The sequence below is a fragment of the Xanthovirga aplysinae genome, assembly GCF_009711365.1.
Taxonomy (GTDB): Bacteria; Bacteroidota; Bacteroidia; order Cytophagales; family Cyclobacteriaceae; genus Xanthovirga; species Xanthovirga aplysinae.
Genome location: NZ_SMMB01000588.1, coordinates 1,518 through 2,562, shown reverse-complemented (window position 1 = coordinate 2,562; position 1,045 = coordinate 1,518). Strand labels below are relative to the sequence as shown.

Genomic DNA, 1,045 nt, shown 5'->3' with positions numbered 1-1,045 from the left:
AATTACCCTTATGTTTTAAAAGTTACTAAGCAGATCTGTTTTTTTTAATTTATTAACTATTTAAACCTTTTTTGACTATGGCTTACAAAGCAGAATTAAAAGTGGACGGGTATAATAGAAAAGATGAGGACCCGAATAATGTGCGAAAATGTAATTACCGCTTAAGTAGACTTACTTCTTATAACGAGCCTACAAGTGACTTAAGAGGAGGCGAGATACATCTGGAAATTAATTCCTCGGAAAAAGACAATTTTTTTGTGGACTGGATGAATACTTATGATAAAGGTAAAAAAGGTTCAGTCCTTTTTAAGAGCGCTGAGGAGGAGACGGTAAGAACTCTAGAATTTTCAGATGCTCATCTTTCCAATTACATGGAAGCTTTTACCGCCGACGGTGAAAACATTGAATCATTCACCATTGTTACCCAGGACCTAAAAATAAATGGGACAGAAATTGAAGTAAATAAAGGTTAAAAATAAATTTTAAAAAGTATAACTATGGCAGCTTATAAAGCAGAATTAAAAGTGGACGGGTATACTCCAAAAGAAAAAGACCCAAATAATGTACAGGAATGTTTTTATGATTTATATCGGCACAGTGAAAACAACAATCCTACAAGTGATTTGAGAGGCGGGTATATCTCATTAATAATTAAATCATCTGGTGCTGACACCTTCTTCGCTGATTGGATGAACAGTTTTGAAAAGGAAGGAAAAAATGGCACTGTTGAATTTAAAGGCCCAGAAAATAAAACCATTAGAACTGTAAAGTTTTCGAAGGGTAACCTTGTTAAATACAAGGAGTATTTTTCTCGAGATGGTTACAACATTGAGTCCTTTACTATAATTACCCCAAAACTTGAAGTAGGATCTGTCAAGTTTGACATAAATAAATCATAAAAAAGAATCTTCTTCAAATGAAGGGCTTGAGGAGCCCTTCATTAAGATGAATTCATCCACCAGCCAATTAAAAACAACATTATGTCTTTAGATGGAAAGTTAGAAATAGACGGAGGATCCTATCCAATTTTGTATTACAAACTTGA

General features: G+C 33.6%; 2 protein-coding genes. Both read left to right on the top strand.

Features of this window, described 5'->3' with window-relative positions; all coding sequences use genetic code 11:
* Positions 1 to 77 precede the first annotated feature (77 nt).
* Complete coding sequence (tssD, locus tag E1171_RS02995; protein ID WP_155203941.1) at positions 78 to 473, top strand: type VI secretion system tube protein TssD; 396 nt, start codon at positions 78 to 80, stop codon at positions 471 to 473.
* Between the two features lie 24 nt (positions 474 to 497).
* Positions 498 to 899 (top strand): type VI secretion system tube protein TssD, encoded by a 402-nt coding sequence (gene tssD / locus E1171_RS02990; RefSeq protein ID WP_155203939.1) that lies wholly within the window; start codon positions 498 to 500, stop codon positions 897 to 899.
* The last annotated feature ends 146 nt before the right edge of the window (positions 900 to 1,045 follow it).

Bases quoted from the DNA above. Each gene is read 5' to 3' on its own strand.
- tssD (WP_155203941.1), top strand. From the start codon at position 78: ATGGCTTACAAAGCAGAATTAAAAGTGGACGGGTATAATAGAAAAGAT.
- tssD (WP_155203939.1), top strand. From the start codon at position 498: ATGGCAGCTTATAAAGCAGAATTAAAAGTGGACGGGTATACTCCAAAA.